Source organism: Domibacillus robiginosus, from assembly GCF_000966195.1.
Taxonomy (GTDB): Bacteria; Bacillota; Bacilli; order Bacillales; family Domibacillaceae; genus Domibacillus; species Domibacillus robiginosus.
Genome location: NZ_LAHL01000012.1, coordinates 59,965 through 75,693, shown reverse-complemented (window position 1 = coordinate 75,693; position 15,729 = coordinate 59,965). Strand labels below are relative to the sequence as shown.

General features: G+C 44.3%; 14 protein-coding genes. All 14 read left to right on the top strand.

The window, feature by feature from the left end; all coding sequences use genetic code 11:
* Positions 1-29 precede the first annotated feature (29 nt).
* Positions 30-1,121, top strand: coding sequence for a BMP family lipoprotein (locus tag VP97_RS08730; protein WP_050181395.1), 1,092 nt, complete (start codon positions 30-32; stop codon positions 1,119-1,121).
* A 155-nt stretch (positions 1,122-1,276) separates the two neighbouring features.
* A complete protein-coding gene (locus tag VP97_RS08725) occupies positions 1,277-2,803 on the top strand; it encodes an ABC transporter ATP-binding protein (RefSeq protein ID WP_050181394.1) in 1,527 nt (508 codons plus the stop codon).
* The gene (locus VP97_RS08720) at positions 2,796-3,842 is read left to right on the top strand and encodes an ABC transporter permease (RefSeq protein WP_050181393.1); all 1,047 of its coding nucleotides are present in this window, start codon (positions 2,796-2,798) and stop codon (positions 3,840-3,842) included. The genes VP97_RS08725 and VP97_RS08720 overlap by 8 nt, the downstream gene beginning before the upstream one ends.
* On the top strand, positions 3,843-4,802 hold the full coding sequence (locus tag VP97_RS08715) for an ABC transporter permease (protein WP_050181392.1): 960 nt from the start codon (positions 3,843-3,845) through the stop codon (positions 4,800-4,802).
* 290 nt (positions 4,803-5,092) lie between these two features.
* Positions 5,093-6,370 (top strand): EF-P 5-aminopentanol modification-associated protein YfmF, encoded by a 1,278-nt coding sequence (yfmF, locus tag VP97_RS08710; RefSeq protein ID WP_050181391.1) that lies wholly within the window; start codon positions 5,093-5,095, stop codon positions 6,368-6,370.
* A complete protein-coding gene (yfmH, locus tag VP97_RS08705) occupies positions 6,370-7,665 on the top strand; it encodes an EF-P 5-aminopentanol modification-associated protein YfmH (protein WP_050181390.1) in 1,296 nt (431 codons plus the stop codon). The genes yfmF and yfmH overlap by 1 nt, the downstream gene beginning before the upstream one ends.
* Positions 7,666-8,388: an elongation factor P 5-aminopentanone reductase gene (ymfI, locus tag VP97_RS08700; protein ID WP_050181389.1), complete on the top strand. Its 723-nt coding sequence runs from the start codon at positions 7,666-7,668 to the stop codon at positions 8,386-8,388.
* Positions 8,389-8,446: 58 nt separating this feature from the next.
* Entirely contained in the window at positions 8,447-8,692 is a 246-nt protein-coding gene (locus VP97_RS08695) for a DUF3243 domain-containing protein (protein ID WP_050181388.1), read from the top strand.
* Positions 8,693-8,832: 140 nt separating this feature from the next.
* Complete coding sequence (locus VP97_RS08690) at positions 8,833-9,624, top strand: DUF3388 domain-containing protein (protein ID WP_050181387.1); 792 nt, start codon at positions 8,833-8,835, stop codon at positions 9,622-9,624.
* 18 nt (positions 9,625-9,642) lie between these two features.
* The gene (locus VP97_RS08685; protein ID WP_050181386.1) at positions 9,643-10,527 is read left to right on the top strand and encodes a helix-turn-helix domain-containing protein; all 885 of its coding nucleotides are present in this window, start codon (positions 9,643-9,645) and stop codon (positions 10,525-10,527) included.
* Between the two features lie 24 nt (positions 10,528-10,551).
* The gene (gene pgsA, locus VP97_RS08680; protein ID WP_050181385.1) at positions 10,552-11,130 is read left to right on the top strand and encodes a CDP-diacylglycerol--glycerol-3-phosphate 3-phosphatidyltransferase; all 579 of its coding nucleotides are present in this window, start codon (positions 10,552-10,554) and stop codon (positions 11,128-11,130) included.
* A 65-nt stretch (positions 11,131-11,195) separates the two neighbouring features.
* Positions 11,196-12,446 (top strand): competence/damage-inducible protein A, encoded by a 1,251-nt coding sequence (locus VP97_RS08675; RefSeq protein ID WP_050181384.1) that lies wholly within the window; start codon positions 11,196-11,198, stop codon positions 12,444-12,446.
* 409 nt (positions 12,447-12,855) lie between these two features.
* Positions 12,856-13,905: a recombinase RecA gene (gene recA / locus VP97_RS08670; RefSeq protein ID WP_050181383.1), complete on the top strand. Its 1,050-nt coding sequence runs from the start codon at positions 12,856-12,858 to the stop codon at positions 13,903-13,905.
* 240 nt (positions 13,906-14,145) lie between these two features.
* Positions 14,146-15,705, top strand: coding sequence for a ribonuclease Y (rny, locus tag VP97_RS08665; protein WP_050181381.1), 1,560 nt, complete (start codon positions 14,146-14,148; stop codon positions 15,703-15,705).
* Positions 15,706-15,729 lie beyond the last annotated feature (24 nt).

Genomic DNA, 15,729 nt, shown 5'->3' with positions numbered 1-15,729 from the left:
AATTAAATTACTTGAGGGGGCGTAAAGAAATGGAAAAACGTAAATTAGGTTTTGCAATGTCCATGGTTTTGGCAGCCGGCACTATTCTAGGTGCATGCGGCGGTGGTGGAGAGGAAGCAGACAACACTGGCGGTGGAAGTGGTAGCGGTGAGTCCGACAAGTTTACAGTTGGGATGGTAACAGACGTCGGTGGTGTGGATGATAAATCATTTAACCAATCTGCCTGGGAAGGATTACAGGCATTTGGTGAAGAAAACAATCTTGAAAAAGGTCCAGACGGTTTTGATTACATTCAGTCAAAAAGCGATGCAGACTATAAAACAAACTTGAACACAGCCGTGCGTAATGGCTTTGATTTAACCTACGGTATTGGCTATAAGCTCAAGCCGGCTATTGAAGAAGTAGCGAAACAGCGTACAGACAGTCAATTTGCCATTGTCGATGACGTAGTGGAAGGCCTGGATAACGTAACAAGCATCACGTTTAAAGAACACGAAGGCTCATTCCTTGTTGGGGTTGTCGCAGGACTTCAAACAAAAACGGACAAAGTTGGCTTTATCGGAGGAATTGAAAGTGCGCTGATCGACAAGTTTGCCGGCGGTTTTGAAGCAGGAGTAAAAGCAGTAAACCCGGACGCAGACGTTGTGATTGAATTTGCAGGTGCATTTGACAAAGCAGACAAAGGTCAGCAAATGGCATCTGCCATGTACTCTTCCGGCGCGGATATTATTTATCACGCAGCAGGCGGTACAGGAAATGGTGTGTTTTCGGAAGCAAAAAGCTTAAAGCAAAAAGATCCTAGCAAGGAAATATGGGTGATCGGTGTTGACCGTGATCAGGCAGAAGAAGGAAAAGTAACGGTAGACGGCAAAGAATATAATGTAACGCTAACGTCTATGGTTAAGCGTGTTGACCTTGCTGTGCAGGATGTAGCGACAAAAGCTCAAAACGGTGAATTTCCTGGCGGCGAAGTAACGGAATATGGTCTTGAAGCAGACGGTGTCAGCATCTCGCCAACTCAGGACAATTTAACAGAAGAATCAAAAGCAGCAGTACAAGAATGGACAGATAAAATTAAAAATGGTGAAGTAGAAGTACCAACTGTACCAAGCGGAAAGTAATCCGTTTAACGGGTGCCGGTTTAAATACCGGCATCCCTTTTTAAAGATGACGGGAGTATGGACAAGCTATACTGCCTTGATTTTTAAAAAATTTTCAGTTATAAGGTCAGACATCCTACCGGATTATAAATGTTTTGAAAAGGAGAGTGAGAAAAATGGATTATGTGATTGAAATGCTCGGCATTCGAAAAGAGTTTAATGGATTTGTAGCGAATGACGACATTACATTGCAGCTCGCTAAAGGAGAAATTCATGCCCTTCTCGGTGAAAATGGAGCAGGAAAATCGACCCTAATGAATGTGCTTTTTGGTCTTTATCAGCCAGAAGCCGGCCGTATCCGCGTAAATGGACAGGATGTTCAAATTACAGACCCAAATAAAGCCAACAACCTAGGTATTGGCATGGTGCATCAGCATTTTATGCTCGTGGACACATTTACGGTAACGGAAAACATCGTCCTTGGCAATGAGCCGAAAAAATTTGGCACAGTGAATATGAAAGAAGCAGAGCAAAAAGTGCGGGAGCTTTCCGGGCAATATGGTCTTTCTGTTGATCCCACAGCGAAAATTGCAGATATTTCAGTTGGTATGCAGCAGCGTGTCGAAATTTTAAAAACGTTGTATCGCGGGGCGGAAATATTAATTTTTGATGAGCCGACTGCGGTATTAACACCCCAGGAAATAAAAGAGCTTATTCAAATTATGCGTGCGCTGATTAAAGAAGGAAAGTCGATTATTTTAATTACGCATAAATTAAAAGAAATTATGGAAGTGTGCGACCGCGTAACCGTCATTCGTAAAGGAAAGGGCATTGGTACGGTTGACGTTTCTAATACAAACCCCAATCATTTAGCGAGCTTGATGGTAGGGCGCGACGTAACTTTTACGACAGAGAAAGCGGACGCAACTCCGGCTCACAATGTATTAGAAGTGCGGGACCTTTCAGTAAATGATTCACGCGGCGTACAAGCGGTGCGTCACTTGAATTTAGATGTACGGGCAGGCGAAATTGTCGGTATTTGCGGCGTAGATGGCAATGGACAAACAGAACTTATTGAAGCGATTACAGGCCTTAGAAAAACATCCGGGGGCTCTATTTCATTAAATGGAAAAGACATTACTGGCTTGAAGCCAAGAAAAGTAACCGAAGCTGGTGTGGCTCATATTCCGCAGGATCGCCACAAGCATGGACTTGTGCTTGATTATCCAATTGGAACAAATATTGTTTTGCAAACGTATTACCAAAAACCGTTTTCAAAAGCAGGAATCATGAATTATAAAGAAGTCTACAAAAAAGCATCTACACTAATCAAGGAGTTTGACGTTCGGACACCATCTGAAACAACGCTGGCCCGGGCGCTCTCGGGTGGAAATCAGCAAAAAGCCATTATCGGCCGGGAAGTGGACCGCAATCCAGATTTGTTAATTGCTGCTCAGCCAACGCGCGGGCTTGACGTCGGAGCAATTGAATTTATTCATCGGCGTCTTATTGAACAGCGGGATAGTGGAAAAGCGGTATTGCTTCTTTCGTTTGAACTTGATGAGATTATAAATGTATCTGACCGGATCGCCGTTATTTACGAAGGGAATATCGTTGCTGTTGTGGATCCGAAAACAACAACTGAACAAGAACTTGGCCTGCTCATGGCTGGTTCAAAGAAAGGAGCGGATGAGCATGTTTAAAAATTGGACTGTATTAGCAGTTCCTGTTATCTCCGTTCTGCTCGGTTTGCTTGCCGGTGCCCTTATTATGCTTGTAAGTGGAAACAATCCCACAGCAGGGTATATGGCTTTATGGAATGGTGCATTTGGTGACTCGTTTTATACAGGAGAAACATTGCGCCAGATGACACCCTATGTGTTTGCAGGTCTTGCGGTGGCATTTGCTTTTCGGACAGGCCTGTTTAATATCGGGGTAGAAGGACAGCTTCTTGTCGGCTGGCTCGCTTCTGTATGGGTTGGTCTGGCATTTGAACTGCCAAAAATAATTCATTTACCGCTTGCTATTTTAGCAGGAGCAGCGGCAGGAGCTGCCTGGGGGTTTATTCCAGGGTTTTTAAAAGCGCGTCTGCGTGTTCATGAAGTTATTGTAACGATTATGATGAACTATACGGCGCTTCACATTACCAATCATTTTATTCGGGACGTAATCAGCGACGGAGCGGATGCAACAGATCCGGTTCGTGAAACAGCCAGCCTTCAATCAGCATTTTTGCAAAGTATAACCGATTTTTCGTCTCTGCATAACGGAATTTATTTAGCGGTGATCGCAGCCATTATTATGTGGTTTATGCTTGAAAAAACAACGCTTGGCTATGAGCTGCGCGCCGTTGGGTACAATCAGCATGCCTCCGAGTACGCTGGCATGAATGTAAACCGGAACATTGTTTTATCTATGGTTATTTCGGGCGCCTTCGCCGGTATCGGCGGTGCGATGCAGGGACTGGGCACATTTGGAAATATGTTTATTAATTCCGGATTTTCAGGCATCGGTTTTGATGGGATTGCGGTAGCGCTTCTTGGCGGAAACACGGCAATTGGTGTTGTACTTGCAGCCCTGCTTTTCGGTGCATTGAAAGTCGGTTCCTTAAATATGCCGATTGAGTCAGGAGTGCCAAACGAGCTTGTTGAAATTGTGATTGCGCTCATTATTTTCTTTGTTGCATCCAGCTACATGATTACCTGGCTTCTGGGCCGCTTGAAAAAGAAGGAGGCGAAATAAATGGATGCGTTAACGATCATATCATTAATCGTTTCTTCGGCCTTGTTCGCAGCCACACCGCTTATTTTCACAGCACTTGGCGGCGTATTTTCTGAGAAATCCGGCGTTGTGAATATCGGGCTTGAAGGATTAATGATCATTGGAGCGTTTACAGCGATTGTGTTTAACTTAACGTTTCAGTCAACATTCGGAGAAGCAACACCCTGGATCGCACTCCTAGTAGCGATGCTGGCGGGTGGACTTCTGTCACTGCTTCATGGTGTGGCTTCCATTGCATTTCGTGCGGATCAAGTAGTCAGCGGGGTAGCTATTAACTTTTTGGCACTCGGTTTATCCTTGTTCCTTGTGAAATTGTTGTATGACAAAGGCCAGACGGACATGATCGACATCGGGTTCATTAAAAAAGATATCCCTTTTCTAAGTGATATTCCGGTCATTGGAGACATTTTCTTCAGTGATATTGCCAGACCGACCATTTGGGCATTTGTTATTGCCGTTATTTCCTGGTTTGTTTTGTACAAAACACCATTTGGCCTCCGGCTCCGCTCAGTTGGAGAGCATCCGATGGCAGCTGATACAATGGGTGTAAACGTGGCGAAAACGCGCTATATTGCCGTATTTATTTCGGGTCTTCTCGGTGGACTTGGTGGTGCGGTCTATGCCCAGTCCATCTCATTGGACTTCAGCCATGCAACGATTACCGGACAGGGCTTTATGGCATTAGCGGCTATGATCTTTGGAAAATGGCATCCACTTGGTGCGATGGGTGCTGCCATTTTCTTTGGATTTGCTCAAAGTCTCAGCATTGTCGGCTCAAGTATTCCGGTTATACAGGATGTGCCGGATGTGTATCTGCTGATTGCACCGTATGTACTTACGATTTTAGCACTGGCTGGCTTTATCGGCCGTGCCGATGCACCAAAAGCATCGGGTACCCCTTATATAAAAGGCAGCAGATAAGAAGAATCCCGCCGGGCGCGGGGTTCTTTTTCTTTTATAAAGACCTTTCCTTTACTGTAGGTCATACCTTCATCAGTGCCATTTAAAACAATATGAGAAAAACGACTAAAAAGCGAGGCTTTTTCTCATACTGTTTTTAAAGTGCGTACATTTTTCTAGGTATATCCTGCCCAAACTCTTCATTATATATAAGGTTTTTATTTCCTTTAAGACGTTATATTTCCTATAGGAAGATAGTGAAGATATACTAGTAAAAGGTATTCAGCAACCCGATGCAGAGGAGGAATTCGATGGAAACCACACGTGAACAAACATTTGCTAAACCAGGATACAACATTCATACCATTGAAACGGAAAAATACAAAACAAATACGGTCATCGTTAAAATGAGAGCACCTCTTGAAAAAGAGACCGTAACTATGCGTGCCCTTTTGCCGCATGTGTTGCAGTCCGGTACCGAAAATGCACCGTCAGCCGCTGCTTTTCGCACCAGGCTGGATGAATTATATGGTGCCTTGTTTTTTTCAGATTCAACAAAAAAAGGCAATGAGCATGTACTTACCTTTACAATGGAAGCGGCCAACGAAAAGTATTTGCATGGAGAAGACAGCTTATTCGACCAGGCGCTTACGCTTTTAGCGGATGTGCTATTCCATCCTTATGTAAAAGAAGGAGTTTTTTCGGATAAAACCGTTCAACAAGAAAAGCGAAACATGGAGCAGCGGATCCGCTCTATTTATGATGATAAAACGCGATATGCATCTCTTAAGCTTGTGGAAGAAATGTATGGAGATGACCCGTATGCACTTCCAGCCGGCGGTTTGCTGAATGAAGTTCCGTCAATTGATGCGGCCTCGTTATATGCGTATTACAAAAAAGCGCTGGCGGAAGACATTATTGATATTTTTGTGATCGGTGATGTGAAATCATCAGAAGTGGTTGAAAAAATTCAAGCACACCTTCCTTTTGAAAACCGAACAGCGGTCTCTGTGAAAACAGAACCGGGTGCAGGTCCGAAAGAAGTACGTGAAATTCGCGAAGAACAGGATATTAACCAGGGCAAGCTGAATATCGGGTGCCGCACACCGATTACGTACAGTGACCCGCAATTTGTAGCAATGCAGGTAGCTAACGGCGTGTTTGGTGCTTTTTCTCATTCAAAACTATTTGTAAACGTACGCGAAAAAGAAAGTCTGGCCTACTATGCAGCAAGCCGCTTAGACAGCCACAAAGGCTTTGTGACGATGCTGGCCGGTATTGATCAAAAAAATTACGAGAAAACCGTTCGGATCATGAAAGAACAGCTGGATGAAATGAAAAACGGCCGTATTTCAGATTTGGAAATGACACAAACAAAAGCGCTTTTGAAAAATCAGCTCCAGGAATCAGCAGACACTGCACGGGGTATGGTCGAAGTACTTTACCACAATATCGCATCAGGCACAAATCGCCCGATTCATCAATGGCTTGAAGAAATTGATGCTGTAACAAAAGAGCAGGCAGCAGCAGCAGCGGCAACAATTACGATGGATACGGTGTACTTTTTGGCAGGCAAGGAGGAAGCGTAATGGAGAAAACAGTTTTTGACCAAATGAATGAAACGGTTTATCATGAGCAGCTTGATAATGGGCTGAATGTATATATCCTTCCGAAACAAGGGTTCAACAAAACTTATGTAACATTTACTACAAACTATGGATCGATTGACAATGACTTTGTGCCGAATGGTGAAACAGAATTCATTCATGTTCCAGATGGGATTGCCCATTTTTTAGAGCATAAAATGTTTGAAAAAGAAGATGGTGATGTGTTTCAAAAATTCGGCAGCCAGGGCGCGTCTGCGAATGCCTTTACTTCTTTTACGCGGACGGCTTACTTGTTTTCAGCTACCTCTAATATAAAAGAAAACACAGAAACACTGATTGATTTTGTTCAGGATCCTTATTTTACCGAACAAACGGTTGAAAAAGAAAAAGGCATTATCGGCCAGGAAATTCGGATGTACGATGACAATCCTGACTGGCGTGTATACTTCGGCCTGATCGAAAATCTATATAAAGATCATCCGGTGAAAATTGATATTGCAGGCACAGTAGAGTCTATTGCAGATATTACAAAAGACCACTTGTACACGTGCTACAATACGTTTTATCATCCAGTAAATATGACACTGTTTATTGTCGGCCCGGTTGATCCGGACGAAATGATGAGCTTCGTTAAAGACAATCAGTCGAAAAAATCGTTCCCGGATCCCACTCCGGTCGAACGGCGCTTTCCGGAGGAGTCTGAGAAAGCAGCTGTGGAGCATAATGAAATCCGCATGAGTGTAAACACGCCAAAGTGTGAGGTCGGCTTTAAAATGCCAGCTTCAAGCCGCACAGGCAAGGAAAAGCTGCGGGAAGAGCTGGCTGCTGGTCTTTTGCTTGAAATGCTGTTTGGAAAAACGGCCAAGTTCTATGAAAAAGCTTATAATGCCGGCTTGATTGACGACACATTTGGTTTTGACTACACAGGAGAGCGTGGCTTTAGCTTTGCGCTTGTTGGCGGTGATTCAAATGATCCGAACGAGCTTGCGGGGCGTATTCAAACACAGCTATTAGAAGCAAAAGAAGGCGGCCATTTAACGGAGGAAGCATTTGAACGTGCACGTAAAAAGAAAATTGGCTCAACACTCCGGGCATTTAACTCACCCGAATTTATTGCCAATCAGTTTACACGATATCAATTTAACGGGTTAAATTTATTTGATACTGTGCCCGTGCTTGAAGAAATGACTCTTCAGGATGTATCTGCTTTTGCAAATGAGATGATCCAGGCTGAACGATTCTCTTCTTGCTTTGTGCTGCCAAAAGAGACAGCGTAAATGGAAAAAACAGTTTTAATTACTGGCGCGTCAGGTGGGATTGGACGTGCTATTGCACTGAAGATGGCCGCCTCAGGCTGGCATACAATTCTTCATTACAGTCAAAATGAAGAATCAGTACGTGAGACGGCAGAGGCGGTCCGCAAATTAGGGAGAGATGCCCTGATTGTTCGGGCTGATTTAACAAATCGCTCCGAAATTCAGCATGTAATAGAAGCCTCTTATGCGGCTTCAGCGATCATTTTTGCAGCTGGAATGAGCCAGTATGCTATGCTTCAGGATGTGTCAGATGAAGAAATGGAGCGCCTCTGGCTTGTTCACGTAAAAGCACCGATGATTTTGTCGAGAGAACTGCTGCCGTCTCTGCGTCAGAGGGCACCTGCTTCGATTACGCTTATTTCGTCCATCTGGGGTGAAGCAGGGGCTTCATGTGAAGCAGTTTATTCCGCAGTGAAAGGCGCGCAGATTGCTTTTTCAAAAGCGCTGGCGAAAGAGCTGGGGCCATCTCACATCCGTGTGAATACCATTGCACCTGGTGCGGTAGATACGCCAATGAACGATCAATTTTCTCAAGAAGAAAAAAAGGAGATGGCTTCTGATATCCCGCTTGGCCGTTTTGCCCTGCCGGATGAAATTGCTTCAGCGGCTTCTTTTTTAGCCTCCAGTGAAGCGGGTTATATTACCGGTCATACACTGTCGGTAAATGGTGGATGGTACGCATAAATTCGTGAGTCGGGTGCACACTAAAGAGGATTCTTACTTGAAAAGGAGGATGCTCAATATGTCTGTACTTGACAACTGGCAGGATTGGAAGAAATTTTTAGGTAACCGAATGGATAATGCTTTGCACCGTGGTATGCCGGAAGAAGCAGTTAACAAATTGGCATATGAGATCGGTGACTACCTGCAGGCAAATGTAGAGCCAAAAAACGAGCAGGAGCGTGTGTTAGCGGATCTATGGTCTGTTGCAAGCGAGCCTGAGCAAAAAGTACTGGCATCATGCATGATGAAACTCGTTCAAAAATAATGAAGAGAGAAAACCCCTTTTCGGCTTCCTTAAGCTGGAAGGGGTTTTCTTTTGACTTGTGCTTTTAAAAATACATAATATCCTTTATTATAGTAAAAGGATCCATGACTGAACAATGTAAGTCATGCTGGAGGAATATGATGGTGAAAAAAGAATATTACCTTGAATACAAAATTAAAAAAAACCGCCCTGGCCTGCTTGGTGATATTTCTTCTCTGCTGGGTATGCTGTCGATTAATATCGTAACGATTAACGGTGTGGATGACAAAAACAGAGGTCTTTTAATGCGGGCGGAAAGCGAAGATCAAATCAAGCGCCTTGAGTCTATTCTGCAAACCATGGGCACCATTGAGGTTGTGAAGCTGAGAGAGCCGAAATTGCGTGATCGAATGGCTGTGCGTCATGGTCGTTATATCGAACGTGATGCCGATGATCGGAAAACTTTTCGCTTTGTACGAAGTGAGCTTGGACTTCTTGTTGATTTTATGGCAGAATTGTACAAAATGGACGGTCATCGATTAATTGGTATTCGTGGGATGCCGCGGGTAGGAAAAACAGAATCAATTGTAGCGGCCAGTGTGTGTGCAAATAAAAAATGGCTGTTTATGTCGTCAACAATGATTAAGCAGACAGTTCGTGAACAGCTGCTTCGGGATGAATACAGTCCAAAAAATATCTTTATTCTGGACGGTGTCATTTCGGCCCGGCGTGCTGGTGAAAAGCACTGGCAGCTGATTCGGGAAGTGATGCAGCTTTCGGCCGTGAAAGTCGTCGAACACCCGGACGTATTTGTAGAAAATAGTCACTATTCAATCGACGATTTTGACTATATCATTGAGTTGCGAAATGAACCGGACGAAGAGATTACATACGAAGCGGTCGAAAAAAACAACCTGTTTCAGGAATCGGAGTTTGGTGGGTTTAACTTTTAATATTGGAAGGTGTTATGGGTGACAGAATTAGGGAGAAGATTAAAGGAAGCGCGCGAAGCAAAAGGAATGTCACTATCAGATGTTCAAGAAACGACAAAAATTCAAAAACGGTACCTTGAAGGTATTGAAGAAGGCACTTACGATATTATGCCGGGGAAGTTTTATGTTCGTGCATTTATTAAGCAGTATGCAGAAGCAGTTGGCTTAAATGCAGAAGATTTATTCGAAGAGTTTAAAAGTGAAGTGCCATCCTCTAAAGAAGATGAAGTACCGCTTCGTCCAACGGGTGCAACCGCTGCAGATCAAAAAACACGCGTGGATGCATCAAAGCCTGTTCGTGAATCGTCCAAATGGCTTGATTATCTGCCGAAAATTTTAGTTGGTGCTTTTGTTCTCGGTGCCCTTATTTTAGTATATGTACTCATCCCGAAAAGCGGTTCGGAAAGCGACCCGGCTGTAGACGAAGAAGTACAAGTCGAAGAGCCGCAAAAAGAGGAAACACCGGCAGAAGAAACACCGGCGCCTGAGGAACAGCCGGCTAAAGAAGAAACAACAAAACCGGCTGCACCAGCTGCACCGGCACAAACACTATCGGCCGTTTCTACAAGCGGGCGTCAAACCGTTTATGAACTTTCTGGTGCGGACAAGCTTGAAATTGCGGTTACTTCCAATGGAGAAACATGGATTGAAATCACAGATGGAAGCGGAAAAAGTTACTACAGCGGTATGCTTGCAAAAGGACAAACACAAACACACAATATGACCGGTCAAAAAGAAGCAAAAATTAAAGTTGGTTTTGCTCCGGATACTGTTATTAAGGTGAATGGCCAGCCACTTGCATACAAACTACCGGCAGACAGCCAGGTGCTGCAGGATATTATCATTCGCCCGAAAGCACAATAACGGTCGTTTCTGGAGGGAACTGTTTTGAATTTACCTAATAAAATTACCATTTCGCGTATTTTGATGATCCCCTTTTTTATTTTAATTATGTCGGTTGATTTTGGATGGGGACAAATGCGCTTCTTAGGAACAGATATGCCGGTCGAGCATTTTGTAGGAGCACTTCTTTTCATCATTGCCTCTACAACAGATTGGATCGACGGCTATATTGCAAGAAAGTACAACCTGGTGACGAACTTTGGCAAATTTCTTGATCCGCTGGCAGACAAACTGCTTGTTTCAGCAGCGCTTATTTTGCTTGTAGAACTCGGGCTGGCGCCTGCTTGGATTGTGATTGCGATTATTTGCCGTGAATTTGCTGTGACAGGGCTTCGCCTTATTCTGGCAGAAACAGGCGAAGTAGTCGCGGCGAATATGCTTGGAAAAATAAAAACGTGGACGCAAATTATCGCTATCGCGGTATTGCTTTTGCATAACGCTCCATTTGAAAGCATGGGCTTCCCGTTTGGCGATATTATGCTTTGGATCGCACTTTTCTTCACGCTTTGGTCCGGCTGGGACTACTTTAAATTAAACAAAGCTGTTTTTAAAGATTCAAAATGAGTAAAGAGGCACCCTGGATTTTCCACGGTGCCTTTCGCTTACAAAAAAAGGAGTGTATACATAAAATGAACGCAGAAATTATTGCTGTAGGATCCGAATTATTGCTTGGCCAGATTACCAATACAAATGCCCGCTTTTTGTCTCAGCATTTAGCCGAAATCGGCGTAAACGTTTTTTATCATACTGTGGTCGGCGACAACGAAGGACGCCTTGAGGATGCCGTAAAACTTGCTCAAAAGCGGGCAGATTTAATTGTTTTTTCCGGCGGCCTTGGTCCAACGAAAGATGATCTGACAAAAGAAACCATTGCCCGGTTAATGGGCAAGACGCTGACATACAATGAAGAAGCGCTTGAAAGTATCCAGGCCTATTTTCAAAAAACAGGTCGTGTCATGACTGAAAACAACAAAAAGCAGGCGCTCGTCATTGAAGGCAGCACTGTACTGCCAAATGACTATGGTATGGCCCCTGGCATGTTTGTCAAAAAGGACCGCATCCACTACATGCTTTTACCGGGACCGCCAAAAGAAATGCAGCCGATGTTTTTAAATTATGGACGTCCGGAAATCTTACATACGATGGAAAAAGTAGAGCGGATCGAATCACGCGTGCTGCGTTTTTTCGGCATTGGAGAATCAGCTCTTGAAACAGAAATTGATGATATTTTAATGAAGCAGACAAACCCAACGATTGCACCACTGGCAGGGGATGGAGAAGTAACTTTGCGCATCACTGCCAAGCATGAATCTCAAGACGAAGCAGACCGTTTGATTCAGCTCGCAGAGGATGAGATTCTGGAGAGAGTCGGTGCTTTTTTCTACGGCTACGGAGAAACAACCATTGCTGCCGAACTCGCGGCCAAGTTAAAAGAAAAGCAGGTGACCATTGCTGCTGCAGAAAGCCTTACCGGGGGCTTGTTTTTGGGCGAGCTAACCGCAATTCCTGGTACAAGCACTGTTGTAAAAGGTGGTGTTGTTTGTTATACAAACGAAATAAAAGAACAGGTGCTGCGGGTAAAACATGACACGCTTACAGCCTACGGTGCGGTCAGTGCCGAATGTGCAAAAGAATTGGCCGAAAATGTCCGCGAGCTGTGCGACGCTGAAATTGGTATTTCGTTTACAGGAGCAGCTGGTCCGGCTCCTTTGGAAGGGCAGGAGCCTGGTACGGTGTTTCTGGCCATCTCGCGTGCAGGTCACCAGACCATGGTCCATCCGCTTAAAATGGTCGGAAGCCGTGCGGGTATTCGCAAGCGTACAGTCAAATACGGGTGCCATTATTTGCTTGCACTGCTTGATTCGAACAGCCAGAAATAAAGCAGACTCTCAAAGTACATGAACCTGTTTTATACGGGCTGATAGCTGGCTGGAAATTGGGAGAAACATAGTTGTTTTTAAAATGAAAATTCATCTAAAAATGCAAGCCCGCCAGTAGTTCTGGCGGGCTTTTTGGTGAGGCTTCATGGTATAATAAAGAAGCAGCAAGCCGGTGGAAACAAACAAAATCTCTTCCCTTGGTCTTCATTTTCTTCATCGATTTTTACTCAGTTTTATCTCTTCTTTTCGTAAACATTTTCCAATCCAGAAAGGATGAAAAAATCGAATAAATGTTCGTTTTTTGCTTGTAATTCACCGCCGTTTAAGGTATAGTTAAAACAGGTTAAAACAACAACCGGCAAAACAGCTGTTCTAATATAGATATACATTTTTGAGGAGGAATTTAATAGTGAATGATCGTCAGGCTGCCTTAGATATGGCACTTAAACAAATTGAAAAGCAATTCGGTAAAGGCTCAGTTATGAAACTTGGTGAGCAGGCGGAGCGCCGTGTTTCCACAACACCAAGCGGATCGCTTTCGCTTGACTCCGCGCTTGGAGTCGGCGGTTACCCGCGTGGTCGCGTTGTTGAAATTTATGGGCCGGAAAGCTCGGGTAAAACAACAGTGGCTCTTCATGCCATCGCAGAAGTACAAGCAAAAGGCGGACAGGCTGCGTTTATCGATGCTGAGCATGCACTTGATCCGGTTTATGCGCAGAAATTGGGTGTAAACATTGATGAGCTTCTTTTGTCGCAGCCAGATACAGGAGAGCAGGCGCTTGAAATTGCAGAAGCCCTTGTACGCAGTGGCGCTGTTGACATTATCGTCGTTGACTCGGTTGCGGCACTTGTACCGAAAGCGGAAATCGAAGGCGAAATGGGTGCTTCACACGTAGGGCTGCAGGCGCGTCTTATGTCACAGGCTCTTCGTAAACTGTCAGGTGCCATCAATAAATCAAATACGATTGCCATCTTTATCAACCAAATCCGCGAAAAAGTGGGAATTATGTTTGGAAACCCGGAAACGACTCCTGGCGGCCGTGCTCTTAAGTTTTACAGCTCTATCCGTCTTGAAGTAAGACGAGCAGAAGCTTTAAAACAAGGAAACGATATTGTCGGAAACAAAACAAAAATTAAAGTTGTAAAAAACAAGGTGGCTCCGCCGTTCCGCGTCGCAGAAGTAGATATTATGTACGGAGAAGGTATTTCGCGCGAAGGAGAAATTATTGACCTTGGCTCTGAAGAGGATATTGTTGAGAAAAGTGGTGCCTGGTATTCTTATAACGGTGAACGTCTTGGCCAGGGCCGTGAGAATGCAAAACAATTTTTAAAAGAAAATCCGGATGTACGTCATGAAATCATGATGAAAATTCGTGAGCGCTATGGACTGGATAATGTACAGGATCTGCCGCCGGCGGAAGAAGACAACGGAGCAGACACACTGTTCGACGAAGAATAAGAGAAAAAGCAGGAGAGCGGACCCGCCCGTTTTCCTGCTTTTTTGTTGATCCGTTCCGAAATCAGGCGTTTCATGGAGAAAACCTTGACAATGAAATTTTACACCGATAAAATTAAACTTGTATATTTGACATTTTTTATCTTGAAAATGGAAATGTAGTGCTGTTTGTTTCATAACTATGCGACAGCAGCCAACATGTGAAGCACATGACAATTATTTATAGCAAGAGGAGGTGAAATGATGGAACCCATTACAATCATCTCCATTTTGCTTGGCCTTATCATTGGTGTCGTTGTTGGCTATTTTGTAAGAAAATCAATTGCCGAATCAAAAATCGCAGGCGCACGCAGTGCCGCTGACCAAATTGTTGAAGATGCAAAGCGGGAAGCAGAAGCTTCTAAAAAAGAAGCTCTTCTAGAGGCAAAGGATGAAATTCATAAATTGCGCACGGAAACAGAGCATGAACTCCGTGAAAGAAGAAATGAATTACAAAAGCAGGAAAACCGCCTCCTTCAAAAGGAAGAGAACCTTGATCGAAAGGATGAATCCCTAAATAAGCGGGAAGAAACACTTGAAAACAAAGAGGCATCCCTAAACACAAGACAACAACATATTGAAGAGATGGACAGCAAAGTGGATGAGATGGTGAAAAAGCAGCAATCCGAGCTTGAGCGAATTTCCGCTCTGACACGTGACGATGCACGCTCCATCATTTTAGAACGGACGGAACAAGAATTATCCCACGATATTGCAATCATGGTAAAAGAAAACGAGCATCGTGCAAAAGAAGAGTCTGATAAAAAAGCACGTGAAGTATTGTCACTTGCCATTCAGCGATGTGCAGCGGATCATGTGGCTGAAACGACCGTATCCGTCGTTTCACTGCCAAATGATGAAATGAAAGGACGCATTATCGGGCGTGAGGGACGTAATATCCGTACACTCGAAACGCTAACGGGCATCGACTTAATTATCGATGATACACCGGAAGCCGTCATCCTATCCGGCTTTGATCCTATTCGTCGTGAAACGGCGCGTATCGCTCTGGAAAAACTGGTGCAGGATGGACGCATTCATCCGGCTCGTATCGAAGAAATGGTTGATAAAGCACGACGCGAAGTGGACGAACATATTCGTGAAATCGGTGAACAAACAACATTTGATGTTGGCGTCCACGGACTGCATCCGGATCTCATCAAAATTCTTGGCCGCTTGAAATACCGGACAAGCTATGGACAAAACGTTCTGAAACACTCAGTAGAAGTGGCGTATTTGTCTGGACTGCTGGCTGCAGAGCTTGGTGAAGATGAAACACTTGCCCGCCGTGCAGGCCTTCTCCACGATATCGGAAAAGCAGTGGATCATGAGGTAGAAGGCAGCCACGTTGAAATCGGTGTAGAGCTGGCTCAAAAGTATAAAGAACATCCAGTTGTCATCAATAGTATTGCCTCGCATCATGGTGACACAGAGCCAACCTCGGTAATTGCTGTGCTCGTTGCAGCAGCAGATGCATTGTCTGCTGCACGACCAGGTGCAAGAAGTGAAACGCTTGAAAACTATATTCGCCGTTTAGAAAAACTGGAGGAAATTTCAGAATCCTATGACGGTGTTGAAAAATCATTTGCGATTCAAGCCGGCCGTGAAGTGCGAATCATGGTTAAGCCGGAGCAAATTGATGATTTGCAGGCTCACCGCCTTGCACGTGATATTCGTAAACGAATCGAAGGAGAGCTCGATTATCCGGGCCATATAAAAGTAACCGTTATTCGTGAAACAAGAGCAGTTGAATATGCAAAGTAAGTGAAAACGGTGTGGAAGACCACA